Source organism: Streptococcus sp. 29892 (assembly GCF_032594935.1).
GTDB lineage: Bacteria > Bacillota > Bacilli > Lactobacillales > Streptococcaceae > Streptococcus > Streptococcus hyiners.
In genome coordinates, this window is record NZ_CP118734.1 from 112492 (window position 1) to 133963 (window position 21472).

The 21472-nt window shown below is 40.9% G+C and carries 17 protein-coding genes and 1 riboswitch; of the genes, 16 read left to right on the forward strand and 1 reads right to left on the reverse strand.

The features are described 5' to 3' along the window. Positions 1-144 precede the first annotated feature (144 nt). The 14 genes from atlA (at position 145) to PW220_RS00790 (ending at position 19112) form a co-directional block, all read left to right on the forward strand. Positions 145-2220: an autolysin AtlA gene (atlA, locus tag PW220_RS00725; protein ID WP_248055941.1), complete on the forward strand. Its 2076-nt coding sequence runs from the start codon at positions 145-147 to the stop codon at positions 2218-2220. Positions 2221-2473: 253 nt separating this feature from the next. Then, positions 2474-3277: an ABC transporter permease gene (locus PW220_RS00730; RefSeq protein ID WP_105117575.1), complete on the forward strand. Its 804-nt coding sequence runs from the start codon at positions 2474-2476 to the stop codon at positions 3275-3277. Continuing rightward, positions 3277-4515, forward strand: a complete 1239-nt coding sequence (locus tag PW220_RS00735) for an ABC transporter ATP-binding protein (protein WP_248055942.1) — start codon at positions 3277-3279, stop codon at positions 4513-4515. Before PW220_RS00730 ends, PW220_RS00735 begins: the two co-directional genes overlap by 1 nt. Before the next feature lie 11 nt (positions 4516-4526). After that, positions 4527-5936 carry a glycosyltransferase gene (locus tag PW220_RS00740; RefSeq protein WP_248055943.1) on the forward strand — a complete coding sequence of 470 codons (1410 nt, stop codon included), beginning with the start codon at positions 4527-4529 and terminating at the stop codon, positions 5934-5936. Further along, positions 5933-7675 carry a rhamnan synthesis F family protein gene (locus PW220_RS00745; RefSeq protein WP_248055944.1) on the forward strand — a complete coding sequence of 581 codons (1743 nt, stop codon included), beginning with the start codon at positions 5933-5935 and terminating at the stop codon, positions 7673-7675. The genes PW220_RS00740 and PW220_RS00745 overlap by 4 nt, the downstream gene beginning before the upstream one ends. Before the next feature lie 51 nt (positions 7676-7726). After that, a complete protein-coding gene (locus tag PW220_RS00750) occupies positions 7727-9496 on the forward strand; it encodes a glycosyltransferase family protein (protein WP_248055945.1) in 1770 nt (589 codons plus the stop codon). A 450-nt stretch (positions 9497-9946) separates the two neighbouring features. Then, the gene (locus tag PW220_RS00755; protein ID WP_248055946.1) at positions 9947-11230 is read left to right on the forward strand and encodes an LTA synthase family protein; all 1284 of its coding nucleotides are present in this window, start codon (positions 9947-9949) and stop codon (positions 11228-11230) included. Positions 11231-11302: 72 nt separating this feature from the next. After that, positions 11303-12607, forward strand: a complete 1305-nt coding sequence (locus PW220_RS00760) for a hypothetical protein (protein ID WP_248055947.1) — start codon at positions 11303-11305, stop codon at positions 12605-12607. Positions 12608-12786: 179 nt separating this feature from the next. After that, positions 12787-13029: an Rpn/YhgA-type helix-turn-helix domain-containing protein gene (locus PW220_RS00765; protein ID WP_248055948.1), complete on the forward strand. Its 243-nt coding sequence runs from the start codon at positions 12787-12789 to the stop codon at positions 13027-13029. Between the two features lie 427 nt (positions 13030-13456). Then, the gene (locus PW220_RS00770; RefSeq protein WP_248055949.1) at positions 13457-14680 is read left to right on the forward strand and encodes a hypothetical protein; all 1224 of its coding nucleotides are present in this window, start codon (positions 13457-13459) and stop codon (positions 14678-14680) included. 122 nt (positions 14681-14802) lie between these two features. After that, positions 14803-15756: a class I SAM-dependent methyltransferase gene (locus tag PW220_RS00775; RefSeq protein ID WP_248055950.1), complete on the forward strand. Its 954-nt coding sequence runs from the start codon at positions 14803-14805 to the stop codon at positions 15754-15756. 49 nt (positions 15757-15805) lie between these two features. Then, positions 15806-16993, forward strand: coding sequence for an acetate kinase (locus PW220_RS00780; RefSeq protein ID WP_024388903.1), 1188 nt, complete (start codon positions 15806-15808; stop codon positions 16991-16993). Positions 16994-17116: 123 nt separating this feature from the next. Beyond that, positions 17117-17206, forward strand: a riboswitch (THF riboswitch). A gap of 44 nt (positions 17207-17250) precedes the next feature. After that, complete coding sequence (locus PW220_RS00785; RefSeq protein WP_248055951.1) at positions 17251-17802, forward strand: folate family ECF transporter S component; 552 nt, start codon at positions 17251-17253, stop codon at positions 17800-17802. Positions 17803-17855: 53 nt separating this feature from the next. Continuing rightward, positions 17856-19112, forward strand: coding sequence for a bifunctional folylpolyglutamate synthase/dihydrofolate synthase (locus PW220_RS00790; RefSeq protein ID WP_248055952.1), 1257 nt, complete (start codon positions 17856-17858; stop codon positions 19110-19112). 44 nt (positions 19113-19156) lie between these two features. On the opposite strand, the gene pepA is transcribed toward PW220_RS00790, so the two are convergent. Continuing rightward, a complete protein-coding gene (pepA, locus tag PW220_RS00795; protein WP_248055953.1) occupies positions 19157-20218 on the reverse strand; it encodes a glutamyl aminopeptidase in 1062 nt (353 codons plus the stop codon). A gap of 449 nt (positions 20219-20667) precedes the next feature. Here pepA and PW220_RS00800 point away from each other — a divergent pair, with 449 nt between their 5' ends. Together PW220_RS00800 and PW220_RS00805 are read left to right on the forward strand one after the other, a co-directional pair. After that, a complete protein-coding gene (locus PW220_RS00800) occupies positions 20668-20952 on the forward strand; it encodes a DUF4651 domain-containing protein (RefSeq protein ID WP_002940015.1) in 285 nt (94 codons plus the stop codon). Then, positions 20949-21269 carry a thioredoxin family protein gene (locus PW220_RS00805; RefSeq protein WP_248055954.1) on the forward strand — a complete coding sequence of 107 codons (321 nt, stop codon included), beginning with the start codon at positions 20949-20951 and terminating at the stop codon, positions 21267-21269. Before PW220_RS00800 ends, PW220_RS00805 begins: the two co-directional genes overlap by 4 nt. Positions 21270-21472: the final 203 nt, after the last annotated feature.

The window sequence follows — 21472 nt, forward strand, 5'->3', positions numbered from 1 at the left end:
TTTACAACCGCACTTTATCGGTAGTCTTCTATTACCGTTAAAAGTGTGGTTTGTTTTTAGTAAGTTGATTTCAGCGAAAAAGTATTTGAAAACACCTAAGGAAATATGTTATAATGACTTTGAATTCATAATAGGAGATGACGAATGAGAAGCAAATATATAAAAAGTTTAGGACTCGGAGCTACTTGTTTACTAACGATGACTTTACCTGTTGCAGCAAACACTACTGAAACAAGTCAAAGTTCGGCTGTGTCGGAAACACAAGTTTCTACTACAGAGGCGACAAGTTCAGAAGTCTCAACGGTTGCAGAATCGAGTACAAATTCCTCAACTCAGGCTCAGACTGAGACCAGCACAGTTGCAACAGAAGAACCGAGAATTTCATTCCGATCAGTACCGGATACTGAAGAGGGTACTGCTAGTGAAGAAAGTTCAACAACAAGCAGTTCAACCTCAATAACTGCAACTCAGCCAGAGGCTACAACAGTTACACAAGCAACCGTTGAGCAGGCTTTGTATCGTCTCTATCAGCCGGACTTGCGTGTCCACCTGTATACGAAGGATGCAAATGAATATGCTGTTCTAGCAGGTCGTGGTTGGAGACAAGAAGGTGAGGCATGGAGATTTGTTTCAAATCAGGGAGAGCCGGTTTACCGTCTCTATCAACCGGATTTGCGTGTCCATCTGTATACGAAGGATGCCAACGAATATGCTGTCCTAGCAGGTCGTGGTTGGCGACAAGAGGGAGAAGCCTTCCGTTCTCACGGCAATATTCCGGTTTACCGTCTCTATCAACCGGATTTACGTGTCCATCTGTATACGAAGGATGCTAACGAATATGCTGTTCTAGCAGGTCGTGGTTGGCGACAGGAAGGGATTGCCTTCTACGGACTAGGAAGTGCAGGAAGTTCAAGTGCTCCAAACACACCTGCAGCTCCACAAGTTGAAAAGAAACCAACAGGAACTGTAAGTGTTCAGAATAAGAATTCTCAAAACGGGAATTTTGATATCATTGTATCAAACGTTGATAGTCCTTTAGGTGTTAGCAGTGTTCTTGTACCAGTATGGTCAGATGAAAAAGGACAAGATGACTTGGTTTGGTACGAAGCTGCAAGACAGGCAGATGGAAGCTATAAAGTATCTGTCCAATCCAAAAACCATGGCTATAGCACTGGAGTCTATCAGGTTCATTTGTATCTTGTACAAACGGATGGGACAAAAATTGGTGTTTCTCCTTCTACCACAACTACAGTAGAAATAAAGGATACCGTTCCAAAAGCTACGGTTAGAATTGAGAATATTGACAGAACCTATGGTTTCTTTGATGTTCGTATCACAGATTTATATGTTCCTAAAGGTATTGAATCCATCCAGGCATCTGTCTGGGCAGATGTTAGTGGTCAAAATGATGTCCAGCATTATGAAGCGACAAAGCAATCTGATGGAAGTTATCTTGTACCCGTTCGAATCAGTAATCATAACTATGAACAAGGAAATTACAGCATCTCCTTATCCATAACTAGTCAGGGGCAAAAGCATAATGTTGCCCAAGCTAATGCCTCGATTAGTTATACGAAATCAGAGATTCCTAGATTTATCGATGTAAGTAGCCATAATGGAACCTTGTCGGTAGCTGACTACAAAACCTTGGCTGCCAATGGTATTTCAGGTGTTGTCGTTAAACTATCAGAGGCTGTAAGTTATTTAAATCCTTATGCAGAAGGGCAGGTGAAAAATGCCTTAGCTGCAGGTCTCAAGGTTTCTGTTTATCACTATTCGCACTTCACGAGCAAGGAAGAGGCTAAAGCAGAGGCGCAATATTTTGTAGCTGCAGCCAAGAAACTCGGGCTTCCAACAAGTACTCTAATGGTTAATGATATTGAAGAGCATGCCACTCGTAAGAATATCAATGAAAATATGAAGGCTTGGGAAGAAGAGATGCGTCACTTAGGCTATTCAAATCTCATTCACTATACTGGAGCTAGTTGGCTTGATGATAATTCTCTAGGAGTAGTTGGCCCGATTCAAACCAGTCAATTTGGAATGAGTAATTTCTGGGTAGCGCAATATCCATACTCTACTATGACCCCTGCACAAGCAATGTCTATGTCTCTACACGCACGGACAGCAGCATGGCAGTATACATCTAAGGCGGAATTGTTGCCAGGACGTTCCTTCTTTGATGTGAATTTAGATTATACAAATCGATTTACTAAGTAGGAATGATTCCTGATTATATAGCTCCACGGTTTCTGTGATGGATGTTTTCATTATCGGAACTAGTGGAGCTTTTATTGTGTCTATGCATTGCGCTCCCTTACTAGCGACAGTGTTATATTGCAAGCAGCGTTAATTAAGTGTATAATGTAGTGAGTTCGCTTTAGAAAAAACTTGTTCTATAGTGGGAATTGAGATGTATTTTTCTCAGAGGAATAGGATTTTATAGAACTGTTATAATCGAAAGGAAAAAGGTATGGATTTATTTTCCACAAAAAATCGAATTCTTTTAAAAGAATTGATTAAAACAGACTTTAAATTACGCTATCAAGGGTCGGTAATTGGCTATCTTTGGTCAATTCTAAAGCCCTTGATGTTGTTTGCTATTATGTACGTTGTTTTCATTCACTTTCTAAGATTAGGTAGTGACGTTCCGCATTTTCCGGTTGCCTTATTGTTAGGGAATGTTATCTGGTCCTTCTTTTCAGAGGCCACCAATATGGGAATGGTTTCCATTGTTACACGTGGAGACTTATTGAGGAAGTTAAACTTTTCTAAGGAGATTATAGTGCTCTCTTCAGTATTTGGTGCGGCAATCAATTTCTCCATCAATTTATTAGTTGTGTTGATTTTTTCTCTATTTAATGGTGTACAGTTCACATGGACGGTTGTGATGGCTCTCCCTCTATTTGTTGAGCTCTTTTTGTTGGCGACAGGGATTGCTTTGATACTCTCTACCCTCTTTGTTCGTTTTCGTGACTTAGCACAAATTTGGGAAGTGGTGATGCAGGCAGGGATGTATGCAACCCCAATTATCTACTCCCTATCGTTTGTGATGGACCAGAGCGTATTGGCAGCTAAGTTGATGATGCTAAATCCGATGGCTCAAATTATTCAAGATATGCGCTATTTTGTTATCGACAAAGCCAATTTGCCTGTTTGGCAGGTTATTAACAATAAGGTGATTGTGCTGATACCATATCTCATCCCTCTAATCGTCTTTGCAATTGGGGTGACTGTGTTTGGAAAATATTCTAAGAAATTTGCGGAGATTCTCTAATGACAGAAAAAAATATTGCAGTAAAGGTTGATCATGTCAGTAAGTTTTTTAAATTGCCGACAGAAGCTAGTCAGAGTCTGCGTACAACCATGGTCAATCGTTTTAAAGGAATCAAGGGTTACAAAGAGCAGCATGTATTGAAGGATATTTCTTTTGAGGTTGAAAAAGGTGACTTCTTTGGTATTTTGGGGCGAAATGGATCAGGTAAATCAACGCTTTTAAAAATTATTTCACAGATTTATGTTCCAGAACACGGGACAGTGACCGTAAATGGGAAATTGGTTTCTTTTATTGAACTTGGAGTTGGTTTCAATCCTGAATTAACAGGGCGTGAGAATGTGTACCTAAATGGCGCTCTTCTTGGTTTTTCACGTGAAGAAATTGATGCCATGTATGATGATATCGTTGATTTTGCAGAATTACGTGAATTCATGAACCAAAAACTTAAAAACTATTCTAGCGGGATGCAGGTTCGTCTAGCGTTTTCTGTAGCCATCAAGGCCCAAGGAGATGTTCTCATATTGGATGAAGTGTTGGCGGTGGGCGATGAAGCCTTCCAAAGAAAATGTAACGATTATTTCCAAGAACGGAAGAAAAGCGGAAAGACAACCATTCTGGTTACCCATGATATGGGTGCAGTTAAGAAATATTGCAACAAGGCCGTCTTGATTGAACATGGCTTGGTAAAGGCTATTGGAAACCCAGAAAATGTGGCCAATCAATATAGTTTTGACAATACTGTAACAGTTCAACAAGAACATTTAGAGGAAGAAAAAGGCGTAGATTCTGAATCCGCAGAAGCAAAAGAAGTGCAATTGGTTGAGAATTTTAAGTTGGATTTATTAAGTCCAAACCAGATTTCCCCTAAAGATACCATTCATTTTAGAATGGAATATACTGTTTTACAAGATATTGAGACCTATATGGCACTCTCTCTGACAGACATTGACCGCAACATTTGGATTTATAATGATAATTCAATGAACCAACTACAATCAGGGAAAGGCAAAAAAGTAGTAAACTACTCTTGTTCATTGCCTAATGTTAATGATTTGAAACTAAAGTTGGAAGTCACGGTGCGTGATAAAGACGGTAAGATGCTGGCTTTTTCAGATGCGACGCAGACACCGATTATCATGGTGAATCGAACAGATATTGCACCAGATGATATTTCAGCTTTAGATTCAGCAAGTGGTCTCATTCAACGAAATGGTAACTGGACTTTTGAAAATAACTAGATAGAGGATGAATGATGGGACAACCAATAGTATCAATCATTTGCACGGTTTATAATAAGGCTCCGTGGTTAGAGAGGGTTATCGAAGGCTTTCTAGCACAAGAAACAAGCTTTGAAGTTGAAATTATTCTTGTTGATGACTGTTCGACGGATTCGTCCAGAGATATCATTAGATCGTATCAAAACCAATATCCAGAAAAGATTCAAGCGATTTTCCATGAAGAGAACCAGGGAATCTCACGGACATGGGTGTCCGCCTGTCTAAAAGCAAAGGGTAAATACATTGCTCGTTGTGATGGGGATGATTTTTGGTTAGATCCATACAAGCTTCAGAAACAGGTGACCCTACTAGAAGAACACCCAGAAGCCAAGTGGTCCAATACAGATTTTGATATCTATGATGAAAATGGACAGCTGGTGTCCAGAGCAGGTTTTGCTAGTGGAAGTATTCCCTTAGCGGATACCTATGCTAAAATGTTAGCGACTCGTGGGTTTACCATGGCTTCGACTTGGCTTGTAGAGAGAGAATTGATGCTAGAGGTTAATCAGGAACTAGATTTGACCACTGCTGACGATACCTTTAATTTACAGCTCGATTTATTTCAACGAACACAATTGTTGTTCTTGCCAGAAGTTACAGTTGCCTATACGATTAACCAAGGCTCTGACTCGCGACCGGTAGACTTTTCTAAAATAGAGAATCGTTTCCATACCTTGTTGGAGACTCAGAAATTCTATCTAGATAAATATCCATCTAGTCATTATCGAGAAATGCTTGATATTCTTTTAGAACGAAATAACAACTACGAAGTTGTCTTGACAAAAAAAGAACGTGGTCTTGCGCAAGTTGGTATTCAAGAAGTCACTATCTATTTCGACACGGATGGATCTGGATTTTGTCAAGAAAATATCTTACGCTATCCTTTGTTGAAGCAGGATGAGATTCGATTTAGCTTGCCTGATAACTGCCAACGAGTGCGTATTGACCTATCAGAACAACCAAGTTTTTACCGAAATATTTCATTGGTGAGTCAAAAGGAGCGAACAACCCTTCTACCAGCTTACACCAATGGCGTATTGGTTGGAGACATGGTGTTGTTTACACAACAAGATCCGCAATTGATCTATGAAACCTCGTTTTTATATGGTTCAGAATTTACACTAAATTATACTATCTGTGAATTGGATGATCTGCAGTCCCCAGACTATGTTGCTAAGATTTTGGGAGAGCAGCTAGTTGAATTCCGGAAGAAAGCCATAGAGGGAGAGCGATTAGAGCGGCAGCTTCGTGAAAGTGAAGCCCTTATTAGCCGACAACAAAAAGAGATTGAAAATCTTACTATCTCATACCATGCAGTTGTTGGCTCACGACGTTGGATTATTCCAACAAAGATTATCAATTTTTTTAGGAGAAAAAAATGAAGCGTTTGCTTTTGTATGTCCATTTTAATAAATATGGACAGCTTAGTTCCCATGTCCAATATCAATTAGAAGCCATGCGTTCGCTCTTCTCAAAGGTTGTATTTATTAGTAATAGTCCGCTTTCAGAAGAGGACGAAACTGTTCTCAGACAGTCTTTTTTGGTAGATGAAGTTATTCGCCGAGAGAATATTGGCTTTGATTTTGCTGCTTGGCGTGATGGGATGACAAGTATAGGCTTCGAGGAGCTAAAGCACTACGATTCACTGACCCTAATGAATGACACCTGTTTTGGGCCGCTGTGGGATATGTCAGAGCTTTATCAACGGTATGAGGAAGATGAAACGATTGATTTTTGGGGGATGACCAATTTCCGAGAAACCAAACAGTTTCGTGAGCATATTCAGAGCTACTACTTAACCTTTTCAAATAAGGTAGTTCAATCAACAGCCTTTCAAGAATTTTGGAAAAGTGTGCAAAACTTTACAAATGTTCAGGATGTTATTGACCATTATGAAACACAAGTTACGACAAACCTACTTGAAGCAGGTTTTCGTTATCAGACGGTCTTTAATACAGTAGAAGAAGATACTGCAGGAATGCTGCATCCAGATTTTTCTTACTACAATCCGACAGCTATTTTGAAGCATCGGGTACCCTTTATTAAGGTTAAAACCATTGATGGGAACCAACATATAACGCCTTATATTTTAAAAGAGATTGCCGAAAAATCAGATTATCCAGTTGATTTAATCGTGTCACATATGTCCAAAATCAACTACCCTGATTTTAAGTACCTTTTGGCACAAAAATACCTAAAACCAGGTCAAGAGCCTTATTCTAACGACGGAAGAGTAGCTATTCATTTACATGTATTTTATGTAGACCTCTTGCAGGAATTTTTAACAGCTTTCGACTCCTTTAATTTTAGTTACGACTTGTTCATAACCACAGATCAAGAGAATAAGGTAGCTGAGATAGAGGCGATACTATCTGAAAATGGAAGGCAGGCTCAGATTTTTGTAACGGGAAATATTGGTCGCGATGTACTACCTATGTTGAAACTGAAGGAGCAATTGCAGACCTATACCTATGTTGGACATTTCCATACCAAAAAATCCAAAGAAGCAGACTTCTGGGCGGGAGAGTCTTGGCGGAAAGAGTTGATAGCTATGTTGGTAGAACCAGCAAATGATATTCTAGCCAATCTGGAACAACAGTCTGATTTAGGGCTAGTGATTGCAGATATCCCAACCTTTTTCCGTTTTAATAAAATAGTCGATGCCTATAATGAGAATAGGATCGCTCCAGCCATGAATGAGTTGTGGCAGAAAATGGGGATGCAGAAACAGATAGATTTTAATGCTCTTCATACTTTTGTGATGTCCTATGGAACCTATGTGTGGTTTAAATACGATGCCTTACAGTCACTCTTTGATTTAAACCTAACCGATGCAGATGTGCCAGCAGAGCCCTTGCCACAAAATTCTATTCTCCATGCCATCGAACGCTTATTGGTTTATATTGCCTGGGATAAAAACTATGATTTCCGTATTGTTAAAAATCCCATCGAATTAACAGCCTTTATTGATAATAAATTGCTTAATGAGCGGGCGGATGCTCTGCCTCACACCTATGTAAACTTTGATCACATTGGTGGGATTAGAGGCGCCTTAAAATATATTATCATTGGTCCATTACGAGCTATTAAGTATATTATTCGACGTCTGATGACCAAATGATAGAGGAAATCAGTTTGATGAGCAGGATAGTTAAGTGTAAAAAGGTAAGATATGATGAATCGAAACGAATCAAGGCGGGAAAAACTGAATATTTTCTATCAGCACCCTTACGTCACACTGTTTGTTTATGCATTACTGATGACGCTCATTTCCTATATTTCCATCAATACAAACAGTCAAATCTATGATTATCCATTCCATATGGCCAGGATAGTAGGATTGGCGCAATCTATTGCTAATGGAGACCTGTTGCCAAACCTAAACTTTCTGTTTACACATGGTTCTGGTTATGCAGTTCCAATGTTCTATGGTAACGGTATTCTTTACATTCCTGCCCTAGTCTATCTAGTAACGAGAGTAGGGACGGTTGCCTTTGCAAGCTATGCCTTCATCATTATGTGGGCTACAGCAACAACATCCTATTTTTGTCTTTATAAGATGACTCAAAATAAAGCCAAGTCTTTGTTATTTGGTATGACGATGGCTATAGCCTTCCCATATTTTGGTTTTGGCATGAGTGCAATACCTCCTTTGATTGTTCCGCTAATCTATTGTATCTACAAGGTGATCTTTCAGGATAAACTCAATCCTATCCCCCTAGGAATCATTATTGCTCTGATGGTCCAGACTCACATCATCTCAACTCTAGTATTAGCCATCTCTTCGTTCATACTGGTCTTGCTTTCGGTAAACAAATTGACCTTGAAAAAAATCATTTCATTTGTTTTTTCGATTGTGATAGCGGTAGGATTGTCCATTGGTTTTGTGTTACAATTTATAGAACAAAGGCTATCGCAAACCTTCTTTGTGTCTTGGGGATTACGTGATTACCCATTTAAGTCAAAAACCATCTTAGATGCAGGGAATCTTTTTGAGGAGATTACGAACTACTATTTTCCATTAGCTCTGGTCTTTCTAATAATCGGGGGGGGGGTAGTCTATAAATCCTTACCCAAGATTGGTCGTCAGTTGCTGGTGACTTCGACAATCCTATTGGTTGCTACTTCAAATATTTTACCTTGGTACTCGGTATTTCGTTATACCTTTTTAACAGTCTTCCAGTATTCGAATAGACTATCTTACTTCATACCAGCTTTTGTGATTACTGCTCTATTTCTAGCAGAGAAAAAACGATTATACAAAGTAATAGCAGTAGTACAGATAGGCTTTTATCTAGTGACAAATCCCTTGAGCTTTTTACCTAACTTTGCCAACTTCAAAGAAGAATACAATCTAACAGCGACAAATGCTGCTGTGATGAAAGAGCAAAATGAAATGGCAGACAAGGCCTTTCAAAATCCCTTATTGACCACTTATTGGGCCTCAGGGAGCGAATACTTTAATTTAGATATTAACCATAAGCGTGTTCAGAATGGTACAATCAATCAGTTTATCTATGACACAAATCAGGTTACGGTAGAAAACGTACGTCAAGGCTATAACCTTCTTATGTTTGATGTTCAGTTGAATCAAGAAGGAAAAAGTGTAGAGTTGACCTTGCCGAGAATTTGGTATAAGGGCTATGTTGCGGAGTATTCTGCGGGTGCAAAGGGAACACAACCCCAAATAGCTTATGCCCCTTTAACTAGCGAAGAGCTCCAACAATACAAGAAAAAATATAAGCCAAATGTCACCCAGAAAGCATTAAATGACGGTCGTGCAACGATAAGTGTGACGCACAGCGGAACAGTTTCTGTCTTTTATAAAAGGACATTTGCTCAGATAGTTGGATTTACGCTTCAAAGTGCAGCCTGGTTGCTATTGTTCTACCTATACTTGCACTTGACATTAACAAGGTTTGTACGAGAAAATAGTGTTTGAATGATAAAGTGAAAAATGGCAAATGACTATAAACTGTGATGAGGAAGGAATAAATAATGTTAAAACATATCAATAGTGAAATACCTGATAGGAGAAAAAATTGAGATGATCGCTACTTACAAACGGCTAATGAAAGAGTATGCTCTCTATGTCTTATTGAGTAAGTACCTTTTTGCTGTTCTTCTGTCCATAATGAGTTTTAAAAACCACACAGATTGGGCCTATATTCTTGTTACTATTTTTGAAGTTGTTAGCATTGCAACATTCAGTAATCTATTGATAAAAGAAAAAAAGCTTGCAGCCTACATTGTGAACTGCCTACTTTTAATGATTGTCAATGTGCAGAATATTGTCCTGTTTTTTGGTGGAAGTTTCACCACTTTGGTAATGGTGACAAACCTTGAATCCTTAGAATCTTTGTCGGGGCATTTTGCTTCCATAGTGTTCGGAATGATTTGTATACTGATCTTCACATTTTTACCAATCACCTATGTGAAAACAAGAAAAATCAATTGGTCAACAGTCTTATCTAGCTCTCTTCTGCTAGAGTTGATTATCACCTTAATGAGTGGAAACATTTATTCTCCGATTTTTGGAGTATACCAACTAGCAGCTGATTCCTACGAATACCAGCAGGACCTGGCAAAAATTGCCAATGCTCCTAATGTTACGGATTTTTTCTATAAAGGGATTGTGCAGAATGCTCGTCCTAAACCAACCAATTTATCGGCAACTCCTAATGTGGTTCTGATTTTTGTGGAAGGCTTGTCACAAAATATTGTAGAAGATGAACGTAGCATTATGCCGAATCTGAAGAAATTGCAGGATTCATCACTCACTTTTGAAAATTATTACAATCATACCTTTGCTACCTACCGAGGTTTGATTGGTCAATTGTATTCAGGTTATCAACTAGATAATTATGAATCGAATACCTTAACTTCCTTGCAGGGAGTATTGGGAGAAAAGGGGTATCAGACAACCTTTATCAATACTGAGCCGAATAATACTCAGTTTACATCTTATCTAGAATCGTTCAACTTTGATAGTATTGTGAATGAGAACGACCTGGCGAAAGGCCCTAATGGAAGTTTAACAGACCAGGCGGCATTAGAGCTTCTATACGATACGATAGAAGGACAGGTTTCTCAGAAGACACCTTTCTTAACAGCTATCTATACTTACGGTACCCACATGACCTTTAATTCGCCGGATAAGAAATTTGACTCTGGAACAAACATATTATTAAATCGCTTCTATAACTTTGATTACTATTTTAATCAATTTTTAGAAAAATTTAAAAGCAACCCAGTCTTTGATAATACGATTTTGGTCTTTACAACAGACCATGCCACCTTTGCAGATAAGGATTTCATAGCAGCCTATCCGTCTTATAATCGTGAAAACCAAGATGTTGATAGAGTTCCGTTTATAGTCTATCATAAAGGAATCGTGGCAGAGAAAAAGGATGTTGAAGGCAGAAATTCCTTGGATCTGGTACCGACTCTACTAGATTATATGGATATTTCGGTTCCTAACTACTTCTTGGGAGAGTCATTGTTCTACTATAAAGAAAATAATAACTCATATGATACTGTTTTCTTTGACAATACCTATCTATTGAGTACGGATATGGGCAATATTCAGCCCTTGTCTGAAACTAATGAAGGTACGATCAAGGCCCTGCTTCAGAAATACTTTGCAGCCAAACAGCAAAAGCCACAAATTCCATAATCATTGTATGAAGGGGTATTGACAATTGCCCTTTTATATATTAAAATGGCGAAAAAAGCAAGGAGTTATCATATGAAAAAGACCCTGTCCGTCGGAGTGGTTACCGCTCTGTCAGCCCTATCTTTGTTTGCAGGCCAATCTGTTCAAGCAGATCAAACCATTTATCGTTTGTACAACAGGCAGAATGGAGAACACCTATATACAACCGATAAAAATGAAAAAGATGTCTTGTATACCCAGCATGGTTGGGGCTATGAAGGCGAAGCATGGTATGCTCCAGATCCAGGCCAAGGTAGTCCTGTCTATCGCCTTTATAATGCTGGCTTGCAAAACCACTTATATACAACTGATACTAACGAAGTCAAGGTATTGACCAGCAAACATGGTTGGACACTTGATAACAATGGACAGCCGGTATTCTATTCTGGTGGAATTGCGAAAATTTACCGTGTCTATAATCAAGCCTTGCGAGGGCTACATCATTGGACCACTGATGAAAATGAATACACGGTACTACCAAGACATGGTTGGCAACAAGAAGGGGTTAAGTTATATGGAAATCGTGTAGGTGTCCCAATACAAACCCAGTATTACAATCAACCTGCGCAACCGACCAATCCGACTCCATCAACTGGTTCGACCCCAGTAATACCTCCTAAACAAGAAACTAGCCAGTTATCTTCATCTGTTCCATCTGGAGCTGCCACGATCGCAAATACAGAATCAAACCATACCATTGAAGCGGACGTGACCTTGACAGGCTCAGGTACTGGCTACCATGCAAAACTTGTTATGGCCGCACCAGATGCAGCAGTTAGTTTTGGTTTGCAATTTGATACTGCGGCAGTTGCACCATACACAGGTAAAACAGCCTTCTTGATTGAAAATATTGGAAGCAATAATGTAGGTGGACAGTCCTACCATAGAGCAAACTATCTTGCAAATCTCAACACTACCTACCGTTTGATGTTAACCTTGCAGAAAGATGGCAGCTATGTTGGATATGTAAATGGGACGGAGGTTGTCCGTGGTCAGAATGCAGTCTTGGCCAATCGTTCTGACATATACCTTCGAGTTGAAGGAGCAGCACGTAAGACAGGCGATGCTGTAACAGCAAGTTTCAGTTCGATTAAATTGAAGCAAAATGGAACGTACAATGCTTCTAGAAGTTGGGCAGGAACTCCGCAGTTTAATATTTCAAATGGTATAACAACTACTTTAGATGGTGCACAGGTCGGTAATAGCCCTAGCGAAGCTCGTACAATTAGCAATACGGTTGTCTTTACAGGAACACTAACAGGCTTACCTCAACATGCCGATTGGGATACTGCTGGCTATTATGACAAGGTGTCAGGTCTTATCCAGTTTATCAATTAGCAGTCTTTATTAGAGATAGTCAATTGGATCTTGCCTTAAAAGTATCACATATTCCAAAGTCTCATTGATAGGCTTTGGAATTTTTTGCCAATAGAGAATTTAGTCAACAACAGACAGATGTCATCAGCAAGGCCGAGCATTTGCTGGATAGAAATACATGGACAGAGTAGGAAAAGAAGATGATTGATCAACTGGCCTATAGTGCCGCTAATCATTTTGGGGAACTGGAAACTTCTTTCTTACTAGGTAGAAGTCGTGGTAGGGAAGAAGGTCTGCAACAAGGTCTACAACAAGGTTTGTTAGATGGTCAACTCAAGATTGCTCAGCAGATGTTGGCCGAGGGCTTCGCTGTTGATATGATAGTGAGATTGACAGGACTCAGTCAGGAAGAATTGGATGGTTTGAAAGCAGGGATAGAGTAGATGGAGGTGCCGCCTGTATTTCATAGAGTTGATGAGTTTGCAGGCGTGAAGAAAGCCTTCTACATGGTTATTGACAGAGAGGGGCGAAAATGATAGGTCAACGGACCTAAAGTCCTCCACTATTTCGAAGAGTTGGAACCTTTCAATATACTTGCTGGAGACAAGATGGTAAGAAAGTAGTCCTTAAGACGATCTAGGGTTACTTGGTCAGGGCATGCACCTGTTCTTTAGCCCTTCTCTGGTAATCCTACTAGCCGATGGGGATGGATTGGCTGAAGATACAAGTTTACACCTATGGTATTCGAGTCGGTTCAAAAATTTTTAAAAAAAATCTTAAAAAAATACTTGACAAAATGTGCAAGGGTTAGTATAATGATGGTAACGTTCCATGTAGAACGAATATAAATATTTATAGGAGTTTTTTATCATGAAAAAAACACACATCACACTTGCAACGGTTGCAGCTTTGGCAGCAGCTATCGCAGTTGCTCCAGTAGCGAAGGCAGATGTCCCATCTAAGTTGAATGAAGCACGCGGTATTGTCGTATCTAACGAAAGTGCTGCTGCTAAATTGAATGCAGACTTGGCTAAAGCAGTTTATTATGCTCAAAATGGTACACAAAAACGTGCTGCTGCTTTGATCATTTACGATTCAACTAAAGTAGAATTAGCGAATGCAAAAGCGAAAGCAGCTGCTCAAATTACTGCTATTGATGCTGAATATGAAGCAGCTATCAAACCATTTGTTGATGCAGTTAAATTGGAAGAGAAAGCTGTAGCTGATCAATTAGCAATGATTGCGGATGCTGAGAAAACTATTCCAGAATTTGAAAAGAAAATCAATGAATTAAATGTAGTTGCTGGTGTTACTGGCGAATCTAAATCTGCAGAAATTGCTGCATATGAAGCAAATCTTTCAACTCTTAAAGCTGAACTTGCTGACCTTAAAGAAGGTTTGCCATTCAAACAACAAGATCTTAAAGATAAACAAGATCAATTGAATGCTAAAAAAGAATATGAAGCTGCTGTGGCTGCTCAGAAGAAAGAACTTGTTGCTCGTGAGTTGAAAAACTATGAAGATGCAGTTGTTGCAGCTGAATTGGAAGTTAAAGAGTGGACAGAAGCTGTAGCTATTCTTGAAAAAGAAATTGAAACTATCAAGTTAAACCTTGTTAAAGAAGGATTAACAGAAGATCAATTGCGTGCAATTATTGCACAAGCACAAGCAGAAGTTAAAGCTGAGAAAACTGTTTCTTCAACAGCAGTGTACCGTCTCTACAACGAAGGTCTTAAAGTACACCTTTACACAACTGACTTCAACGAGTACAATGTTCTTAATGAACGTGGTTGGAGACAAGAAGGTGTTGCTTTCAACTCAGCAACAGAAGGTACTCCAGTATACCGTCTTTACAATGAAGGTCTTAAAGTACACCTTTACACAACTGACGCAAATGAGTACGCAGTACTTGCAACTCGTGGTTGGAGACAAGAAGGTGTTGCCTTCAACTCAGTTAAAGAAGGTAAACCAGTATACCGTCTTTACAACGAAGGTCTTAAGAAACACCTTTACACAACTGACGCAAACGAGTACGCAGTACTTGCAACTCGTGGTTGGAAACAAGAAGGCGTTGCTTTCAACTCAGCTAACTAATTTGGCTAAATTAGAGAAGGTTCATATGAACCTTCTCTTTTTTGTGTTGAATTTAGGATAGTATGCTAATAGAACTTTCTCTTTTTTGTGCAAAGTCTGTGAAATTTTGATAAGATAGGAGTATGAATTTTGAGAAGATTGAACAGGCTTACGACCTGCTATTAGAAAACGTACAGACCATCCAAAACCAGTTAGGCACCAATATCTATGATGCCATGATTGAGCAAAACGCAGCCTATCTAGCTGGTCAGCACGACACGGATTTGATTGTCCGCAACAATCAAACCTTACACGACTTGCACTTGACCAAGGAAGAATGGCGTCGTGCCTTCCAATTCCTGCTTATCAAGGCCAACCAGACCGAGCCAATGCAGTACAATCACCAGTTTACGCCAGACTCTATCGGCTTTATCCTGTCATTTCTAGTGGATCAGTTGCTGGCTACTCAAAAGGTAACAGTCTTGGAGATTGGCTCGGGGACAGGGAACCTGGCGCAGACCATCCTTAATGCCAGCCAGAAAGACTTGGATTACTTGGGGATTGAAGTAGATGATCTCTTGATTGATTTATCAGCTAGCATGGCAGATGTTATGCAGGCAGAGATTTCTTTTGCCCAGGGCGATGCGGTACGTCCGCAGATTTTGAAGGAAAGCCAAGTCATTCTTGCGGATTTACCAATCGGGTACTATCCAGATGACCAGATTGCCAGTCGCTATCAGGTAGCGAGCCAGACAGAGCATACCTACGCCCACCATCTACTCATGGAACAGTCCCTCAAGTATCTTGAAAAAGATGGGTTTGCGATTATGCTGGCTCCAAATGATCTTTTAACCAGTCCACAGAGCGATTTGTTGAAAGGTTGGTTGCAAGCAGAGGCTAATATCGTTGCCATGATTGCCCTGCCACCAAGTCTTTTTGGCAAAGCAGCCATGGCCAAGTCAATTTTTGTCTTGCAGAAGAAAGCCGCTAGACCGCTAGTACCATTTGTCTATCCCTTGCAGAGTTTGCAAGAACCAGAAGCTATTCAGAAGTTCATGGTCAATTTCAAAAATTGGAAGCAAGAGAATGCAATTTAGGTGAAAATCTGTTATACTAATAAGGAAAACGCTTTTAAAGGGGAATATTATGTCAAAAACAATTGCAATTAACGCTGGTAGCTCAAGTTTAAAATGGCAACTCTACCAAATGCCAGAAGAAACTGTCTTGGCAAAGGGTATTGTTGAGCGTATCGGTTTGAAAGATTCAATTGTCACAGTAAAATTTGGGGATCAAAAAGCTGAACAAGTCTTGGATATTGCGGACCATGTGCAAGCAGTAAAAATCTTGTTGGAAGACTTGCTCAAGCACAATATTATCGCAGATTTCTCAGAAATTACAGGTGTTGGTCACCGTGTGGTAGCTGGTGGTGAAATCTTCAAGGATTCTGTTGTGATTACAGATGAAGTCTTGAAACAGATTGAAGACCTTTCTAGCCTTGCACCGCTCCACAACCCAGCCAATGCTGCAGGAATTAAGGCATTCAAGGATATCTTGCCAGAAGTAACAAGTGTGGCTGTTTTTGATACGGCCTTCCATTCAACAATGCCAGAGGTGGCTTACCGCTACCCAATCCCAAACAAGTACTATGAAGAGCACCAAGTTCGTAAGTACGGAGCGCATGGAACATCTCATTTTTATGTTTCACGCGAGGCAGCAAAAATGTTGAATAAGCCAATCGAGGAAGTGAAAGTTATCACTGCCCACATCGGAAATGGTATTTCGATTTCTGCTATTGATGGTGGTAAATCAGTGGATACTTCAATGGGATTCACACCGCTTGCAGGTCCTATGATGGGCACTCGTTCTGGTGACATTGACCCAGCCATCATCCCTTACTTGATTGAAAATGTAGCTGACTTGAAAGATGCTGCAGATGTAGTCAACGTTTTGAATAAGCAGTCTGGTATTCTTGGTATTGCGGAAGTATCGAGCGATATGCGTGAGGTCGAAGCTGGATTTGAGGCGGGCGAAGCAAAATGTACTCTTGCCTTCAATATGCTTGTCAATCGTCTGCAAAAATTCATCGGTCAATACTTTGCAGTCTTGAACGGTGCTGATGCCCTTGTCTTTACAGCAGGTATTGGTGAGAACTCTACGCTTGTTCGTGAAGCGGTTGTTAACGGTTTGACTTGGTTCGGTATGGAATTGGATCCAGAGAAGAATGTTCGTGGTGCTGAAGGAGATATTTCAACTCCAGAATCTCGCGTTAAAGTCTTGGTTGTTCCAACGGATGAAGAATTGGTTATTGCTCGCGACGTAGAGCGATTGAAATAAGAAAATGTAGAGAGGTCGGTACTAGTTACTGGCCTTTTTTATAGATTTTTAGTTTTCATCAGTGCTAAAAGTTATTGGCTACTCGCTGGTGAGTGTGGTATAATGGACGAGCAAAGAAATTTGCACAGAGTAGGTGGTTTGCGTTAAGTGTATGTGGATGGGATGTTGCCACATAACGAAGCGTCAGCGCGGTAAACCATTGCATCCGCTGTCGAATACATACGACAGCTCCATTTTTTGAAAAAAGGAGCGTTTTTATGGAAAAGAAAATTCCAAAACTAACGGTGCAGCTGTTGGCTGCTGTTGCAGTGACTCTTGCCTTGGTCATGATTGTGGAGAACTATTTTTCTGTTCGTCTTTCTGATACCTTGCAGGTCCAGTTTACCTTTATCCCTAATACTATTTTAGGTGCGATTGCTGGTCCTGTTTGGGCAGCTGTCTTTGCGGCTATTTCAGACCCAGTCTTTGTCTTGTTCAGTGGACAGACCATGCTATTCAGCTTTATCTTGATTGAGGCGGTATCGGCATTTATCTATGGCTGGTTCTTCTATCGAAAACCGCTAGACACCAAGAACAAGGCTGATTGGCTCTATGTTGCAGGGGTTGTTGTCTTGATTCAGGTTGTGATTTCCTTCATCATGACACCGATTGCCCTCCATTTCCATTTTGGAACACCTTGGATTGCCTTGTATAGCAGTCGTTTTATAAAAGCTATTTTTGAAATCCCATTACGCATTGTCGTGACTATGCTTGTCTTACCAAGTTTACAAAAAATACCTGAATTGGCTAGGTTAATGGGCCTTAAATAAGAAACTATCTAGCAACAGGTCATCCCCCTGTTGCTTTTTATAGAGAGGGAAACATGAATTATCAAGAAATTAGGCAGTGGTTGTCTAGTCGCCCGGCCTCTGATTTAGAAAACGGTGTTGCACGTGTCAGCTGGCTCTTGGAACGCTTGGACAATCCCCAACTTCAAGTGCCGACCATTCACTTTGTGGGAACAAATGGTAAGGGATCGACCCTCAATGCCCTGAAGTCCATCTTGCAGGCTTCGGGTTACACGGTTGGTCGCTTTACCTCGCCGTCTATCATTGATTTTCGAGAGCAGATTGTCTTTGAGCAGGAGATGATTTCGGAGGAAGATTTTGCGAGGATTGTGACAGACTTGCAACCCTTGATTGAGGACTTGGACCAGACAGCTGGACTGGATGCCATCTCGGAGTTTGAGATTGTAGTAGTGGCTATGTTCGTCTACTTTGCCTACTACCAGCGTCCCGACATTCTTTTGGTGGAGGCGGGCATGGGCGGTTTGCAGGATGCGACCAATGTCCTTAATCCTCTAGCGGTAGTTTGTCCTTCCATCGGCTTGGACCATCAGGCTTTTTTGGGAGAGACTCATGCTGCCATAGCCCGTCACAAGGTTGCTGTCTTGCGTGAGCGGGTTCCCCTCGTTTATGCGACCGACCAACCAGAAGTGTTGGTAGTATTTGAGGAGCAGGCCCGTCAGCTTCAGAGTCTGACCTATGCGGTGGGGCGGGAGATTATTTTGGAAAATAGCAGAGCAGGTTTTGCGGTTTCAAGCCCCTTCGGTCATATTGAGGATTTAAGGCTACAGATGCAGGGGCGTCACCAGGAGGTCAACGCAGCCTTGGCAGTGACCACAGCTCAGCTCATCAGCCTTCATTTTCCAAAGATTACCAATGAAACCATTAGCCAGGGCTTGTTCCAAGCCATCTGGCCGGGCCGCTTAGAATTGATACAACCAGGGCTCATGATTGACGGAGCCCACAATAATGAAAGTATCGCCGTCCTGACCCAGCTCCTAGAGGAAAAATATGCGGACAGAGATATTGAAATCCTCTTTGCAGCTATCAATACTAAGCCAGTGGACCAGATGTTGTCCCAGCTTAGCAAATTCGGACCTGTTAGCGTGACAACCTTTGACGATTTCCGTGCGGTGCAGCTAGAAGATTATCCGTCAGGTTATGAGCGAGTTCAGAACTATCAGGAGTGGTTGGAGCGGGCGGACTTGGACAATCCCAAAAAACTTTACCTGATTACAGGCTCACTTTACTTTATTACCTATGTGAGGAAGTACATTTTAGAAGAGTTTATATAGAAAAAAGGCTTTGCCGGGCATTCTACCTAGCAAAGTCTTTTGTTTTAATAGTTTTTAATCAAATCAACCGTTGAGCGGTCTAGCTTTTTAACGATAGCTTGCAAGAAGGCTTGGGCCTCTAAGAAGTCATCCATGCTGTAGAGAGTTTGATGTGAATGGATGTAGCGAGCGCAGACACCGATAGTTGTTGATGGAACACCATGATTTTTCAAGTGGGCTGCACCAGCATCTGTTCCACCTTTACCACAGTAGTATTGGAATTTGACACCAGCCTCCTCAGCAGTCGTCAAGAGGAAGTCTTTCATGTTTTTCAACAAGATATGACCTGGATCGTAGAAACGAAGCAGAGTACCGTCACCAATTTTTCCTTGGTCGCCATAAATATCTCCAGCTGGCGAGCAATCAACAGCAAGGAAAATATCTGGATCGAACTTGGTTGTCGAAGCATGAGCTCCACGTAGGCCAACTTCTTCTTGCACATTTGCCCCAGCAATCAACTGATTTGGCAAAGCTTGACCGGATAGGTTTTCCAGTAATTCAGTCACCATAAGGACACCGAAGCGGTTGTCCCAAGCCTTAGAAATAACATTTTTTCCGTTGGCAGTAAGGATAGTTTCATTTTGGGGAACGAGGACATCCCCCGGACGAACACCGAAAGCCCAGGCTTCGTCATAATTGGCAAAACCAGCATCGAAAATAATATCAGCAATGGCAGGCATGCCAGGAGCGTTAGCTCCCCGTGAAAGGTGAGGTGGTACTGAGCCTGAGATGGCTGGAATGGTACGACCGTCCTGCAACTGAAGAGTGAAGGCTTGGCTAGAAACAACCAGAGGATTCCAGCCACCTAGCTCAACAACACGGAAAGTACCGTCTGGCTTGATTTGGCTAATCATAAAGCCGACTTCATCCATATGAGCGGCTACTAGGATACGAGGTGCGTTTTCAACAGCCGTATCCTTGATGCCAAAAATTCCACCTAGTCCATCTGTTTCAATGCGGTCCACATGCGGCGTGATTTTTTGGCGGATATGGTTGCGGACTTGTCCTTCAAATCCAGGTAAGCTTTGCAATTCTGTAACTTCTTTGATTTTTTCAAAAAGAGTCATTCTTCGTCCTCCATGACATGATTACTACTATTTTATCACGAAGAGCTAGACTTGTCTTGAAAATATAGAAAAATATGGGATAGTATTGACAAGAATGTTTGAAAATTGCTAGGATAGAAACGCCCCTCAAAATAGAGAGGAGGTGATTGCTAAGTGTGGGAAGCATTTATCACAGTTTTTCTTGTACCTTTGTTCGTCAGTTTTCTAACAGTTTTGTTTGAAAGATGGCTCAACAATCGTGACAAGTAGGCCCCAGGGGCAAAAGAAAACCCTCAACGCTGGGAACGTTGGGGGTATTTTGATTGCCAAGTGTTGACAAACATTTATCACTGTAAGACCATTCTATCTATTTTTTAGTCTTTTGTCAAGCAGTGAGAGTTTTTCTCAGCTGTCACAAGTCCAATGGCATTTTTGGGAAAAATCCAGAGAAATATGATAAAATAGTCAACATGAAAAAGAAAAAGACAGCCTTGCTAGCAGGCTTATTGGGGGCAGGTGTGCTCACCGCTAGTGCTCAATTTTACCGTAAAATCCAAGAAGACCGTAAAAAAGCACAGGCATTGCAGGAGGTGCGTGACTTTTTCGCTGATTTAGGAGAGATTGCCACGGTCTATGTGGATGAAACAGCCTCAACTCGTGATCAGCTTATTGGCGGGGTTGTGATGGAGGCAGGACAGGTGTTTTTATTTGAAAATACCCAAGGTTCTATTCAGTACAGGGAGGAAGAAAGATGATTTTTCCAACAAATCTTGAAGAAGTGGCTGCCTTGATTGAAGATGGCAAGCCAACTGTTTTTCTATTTGTGACGACTTGGTGTGGAGATTGCCACTATATCAAACCGCATTTGCCAGCTATCGAAGAGGCTTTTCCGGATTTCTGTTTTGTGCAACTGGATCGAGATGACTTTATGCCTTTGGCACAGGAATGGGCTATTTTAGGCATTCCAAGTCTGGTTGTTTTGGAAAATGGGAAGGAAATCGGTCGTTTTGTCGATAAGAATCGCAAGACCAAGGAAGAAATCATGAACTTCTTATCTGGACTGGGTAGGTAAATCGATGCTGGGCTCAAGTCCAGCGCCACTTCTCAGGGTTTGTGTCAACATCTCAGCGCAGTGGTTGATTGGCTTTAACAGTCTGGGGGACTGTTAAAGGTTGGAGATGGGATTTGCAGAGCAAATCTCAGCAATTCGTGTTTTACACTCCAAATCGGACCATTACGACTGTTGCGAACAAAGTTCACTCTATTTCCAACCTC

Coding starts and splice junctions, on each gene's coding strand:
- pepA (WP_248055953.1), bottom strand. CDS start 20,218: ATGACTCTTTTTGAAAAAATCAAAGAAGTTACAGAATTGCAAAGCTTA.
- PW220_RS00735 (WP_248055942.1), top strand. CDS start 3,277: ATGACAGAAAAAAATATTGCAGTAAAGGTTGATCATGTCAGTAAGTTT.
- PW220_RS00760 (WP_248055947.1), top strand. CDS start 11,303: ATGAAAAAGACCCTGTCCGTCGGAGTGGTTACCGCTCTGTCAGCCCTA.
- PW220_RS00755 (WP_248055946.1), top strand. CDS start 9,947: ATGATTTGTATACTGATCTTCACATTTTTACCAATCACCTATGTGAAA.
- PW220_RS00750 (WP_248055945.1), top strand. CDS start 7,727: ATGATGAATCGAAACGAATCAAGGCGGGAAAAACTGAATATTTTCTAT.
- PW220_RS00805 (WP_248055954.1), top strand. CDS start 20,949: ATGATTTTTCCAACAAATCTTGAAGAAGTGGCTGCCTTGATTGAAGAT.
- PW220_RS00785 (WP_248055951.1), top strand. CDS start 17,251: ATGGAAAAGAAAATTCCAAAACTAACGGTGCAGCTGTTGGCTGCTGTT.
- atlA (WP_248055941.1), top strand. CDS start 145: ATGAGAAGCAAATATATAAAAAGTTTAGGACTCGGAGCTACTTGTTTA.
- PW220_RS00740 (WP_248055943.1), top strand. CDS start 4,527: ATGATGGGACAACCAATAGTATCAATCATTTGCACGGTTTATAATAAG.
- PW220_RS00800 (WP_002940015.1), top strand. CDS start 20,668: ATGAAAAAGAAAAAGACAGCCTTGCTAGCAGGCTTATTGGGGGCAGGT.
- PW220_RS00780 (WP_024388903.1), top strand. CDS start 15,806: ATGTCAAAAACAATTGCAATTAACGCTGGTAGCTCAAGTTTAAAATGG.
- PW220_RS00770 (WP_248055949.1), top strand. CDS start 13,457: ATGAAAAAAACACACATCACACTTGCAACGGTTGCAGCTTTGGCAGCA.
- PW220_RS00745 (WP_248055944.1), top strand. CDS start 5,933: ATGAAGCGTTTGCTTTTGTATGTCCATTTTAATAAATATGGACAGCTT.
- PW220_RS00775 (WP_248055950.1), top strand. CDS start 14,803: ATGAATTTTGAGAAGATTGAACAGGCTTACGACCTGCTATTAGAAAAC.
- PW220_RS00730 (WP_105117575.1), top strand. CDS start 2,474: ATGGATTTATTTTCCACAAAAAATCGAATTCTTTTAAAAGAATTGATT.
- PW220_RS00790 (WP_248055952.1), top strand. CDS start 17,856: ATGAATTATCAAGAAATTAGGCAGTGGTTGTCTAGTCGCCCGGCCTCT.
- PW220_RS00765 (WP_248055948.1), top strand. CDS start 12,787: ATGATTGATCAACTGGCCTATAGTGCCGCTAATCATTTTGGGGAACTG.